Genomic DNA, 2,693 nt, shown 5'->3' on the forward strand with positions numbered 1-2,693 from the left:
CGGACATGCTCTCTGGCCTTGGCAACAAGTCCTTTATTGCCGAGCTGATGCCCAAATACCCGATTTACCTGCCGATGCTGCCGGAAGAGGCGCGGGCGGTCATCGGCATGGTGCATGATAATACCCGGCCGGCATTGAAAATGTTGCAGGCAGAAGGCTTCAACTTTAACGGTATGGTCGACATCTTTGATGGCGGGCCGGCGGTGGAGGCATTCGTGAACAGTATCCGAACGGTGCGGGAATCCATCAATCGCCACGCCATGGTCGTCAACAAACCGATCAATCTGGACGTGCCGCCGGAACAGCGGGTGATGATTTCAAACCGGTCGTTCCGGGACTTCAGGGTCACCACCATTCCCATAGAGTGTATTGGCCCGGATACCGTACGTATTCCCCGCGAAGTGGCGGAAGCCCTGCTGATCGAGTCCGGAGATCCGGTACGCCTTGCGCCCTTGAAGGAAAGCGCTTTGTCACCCATTCATACACTAAAGGGCCAGGAAAGTGAGGACGAGAAAATTCTCGACCGGGTGCGCCATTATCGTAACCGGCATGGTCAGGATTAGCGCTGAAGCCGCTGACAAATTCCCTAATTGGAGGTGAGGAACAATGGCAAACCTGTCAGGCAATCTTTTTATAGACGGGCTGTGGATTCAGGGCCACGGGCAGCCATTTGAATCGTTACAGCCGGTCACGGGTGAGACTGTCTGGGACGGCAACGGCGCTAACCTGGAAGATGTAGACGCCGCCGTTCGCGAGGCCCGGGCTGCATTTGCACCCTGGCGGCGGAAGAGTTTTGCCGAGCGCCAGGCGGTGGTGGAGGCGTTTGCCCAGCAGCTGGAGGCCAACAAAGAGGCCCTGGCCCACCAGATTGGCCTGGAGACCGGCAAGCCGCTGTGGGAATCCCGCACCGAGGTGGCGGCGATGATTGGCAAGGTGCCTATTTCCATCCGGGCTTACAACGAACGTACCGGGCACTCAGAGTCGGATGTGGCCGGAGGACATGCGGTGCTGCGGCATCGGCCCCATGGCGTGGTGGCGGTGTTCGGCCCTTACAACTTTCCTGGCCATTTGCCGAACGGCCATATTGTGCCGGCCCTGCTTGCGGGCAACACCGTGGTGTTCAAGCCCAGTGAGCTGACACCGGGCGTTGCCGAAATGACCGTGCGTTTCTGGGAAAAGGCAGGCCTGCCGGATGGCGTCATTAACCTGGTCCAGGGCGGGGCTGATACCGGCATATGCCTGGCCCGCCACCCGATGATCGACGGTCTGTTCTTCACCGGCAGCTCCAATGTTGGTCATCTGCTGCACGAACAGTTTGGCGGCCAGCCGGAGAAAATCCTGGCGCTGGAAATGGGCGGAAACAACCCGCTGATTGTGCAGAACGTGGCGGATGTAGACGGTGCAGTTCATCACACCATCCAGTCTGCGTTTTTGTCGGCGGGCCAGCGCTGCACCTGTGCACGCCGTCTGCTGGTTCCCAAAGGCAAGAAAGGGGATGAGTTCCTGGCCCGGCTTGTAGACGTTGCCTCCCGTATTCAGGTGGGCGATTTTGATGCGGAGCCCCAGCCGTTCATGGGCTCGGTCATCTCGGCCCAGGCGGCCGAAATGCTGCTGCAGGCCCAGGCCGATATGTTGGAGAAAGGCGCCAGTTCCCTGCTTGAGATGAAACAGCTGAAGCCGGGCACAGGCTTGTTGTCACCAGGTATTGTCGATGCCACGGAGGTGGAGCTGAAGGATCAGGAATTCTTTGGCCCGCTGCTGACGGTCTACCGCTACAAGAGTTTTGACGATGCCCTGGAGCTGGCCAACAACACCCGTTTCGGGTTGTCGGCGGGCATTCTGAGTGACGACCGCAAGCTGTATAACCGGCTGGTGGAAGAGGTGCGCGCGGGCATTGTGAACTGGAACCGGCCGCTGATCGGGGCCAGCAGCGCGGCACCGTTTGGTGGTGTGGGCGCCAGCGGCAACCATCGCGCCAGTGCCTATTACGCGGCGGACTACTGCGCCTGGCCCATGGCCTCGCTGGAGGCTGGCAAGAGTGAAATGCCAGATACCCTGGCGCCCGGCCTGACATTTGACTGACAGGAAGCCTGCTATGGTGAAACACGCGGTTGAAGCGAATTTTGACGGGCTGGTGGGCCCCACCCATAACTACGCAGGGTTGTCCTGGGGGAATGTGGCGTCGAAATCCAACGTGAACTCGGTGGCCAATCCCAGAGAGGCCGCCTTGCAAGGGTTGGCCAAGATGAAGCAGTTGGCTGACCGGGGCTACGTTCAGGGCGTCTTGCCGCCCCATGAACGGCCACACTTGCCAACACTGCGCGCCCTCGGGTTTACCGGTAATGACCGGCAGGTGCTGGAGCAGGCTGCGAGCACAGACCCCTCCATTCTGGCCGCGGTGTCGTCCGCATCTGCCATGTGGACCGCCAATGCGGCGACGGTGTCCCCCAGTGCCGATACCAAAGACCATCGGGTACATTTCACTCCGGCGAATCTAAGTGCCAAGTTTCACCGGTCCATCGAGCACCGGGTGACCGGCCGCGCCCTGAAAGCCATTTTTACGGACGAAAGCTACTTTGCCCACCATCCGGCCTTGCCCTCGGTTAGCCACTTCGGGGATGAGGGCGCGGCCAACCATACCCGGTTGTGCAGCCGTTATGGTGAACCCGGTGTGGAACTGTTTGTGCTGTCTG

3 protein-coding genes are annotated in these 2,693 nt (G+C 60.1%); all 3 read left to right on the forward strand.

What is annotated here, in order from left to right; genetic code table 11:
- Window positions 1-563, forward strand: a 563-nt coding sequence (locus IQ216_RS13155; RefSeq protein WP_193815827.1) for an arginine N-succinyltransferase, incomplete at its 5' end; no start/stop codon positions are given.
- 43 nt (window positions 564-606) lie between these two features.
- A complete protein-coding gene (astD, locus tag IQ216_RS13160; protein ID WP_193815828.1) occupies window positions 607-2,082 on the forward strand; it encodes a succinylglutamate-semialdehyde dehydrogenase in 1,476 nt (491 codons plus the stop codon).
- A gap of 16 nt (window positions 2,083-2,098) precedes the next feature.
- On the forward strand, window positions 2,099-2,693 hold a 595-nt coding region (locus tag IQ216_RS13165), incomplete at its 3' end, for an N-succinylarginine dihydrolase (RefSeq protein WP_370566751.1).

The organism is Cyanobium sp. LEGE 06143 (assembly GCF_015207535.1).
Taxonomy (GTDB): Bacteria; Cyanobacteriota; Cyanobacteriia; order PCC-6307; family Cyanobiaceae; genus NIES-981.

Excerpts from the sequence above, each read along its gene's own strand:
- astD (WP_193815828.1), top strand. The coding sequence starts at position 607 with ATGGCAAACCTGTCAGGCAATCTTTTTATAGACGGGCTGTGGATTCAG.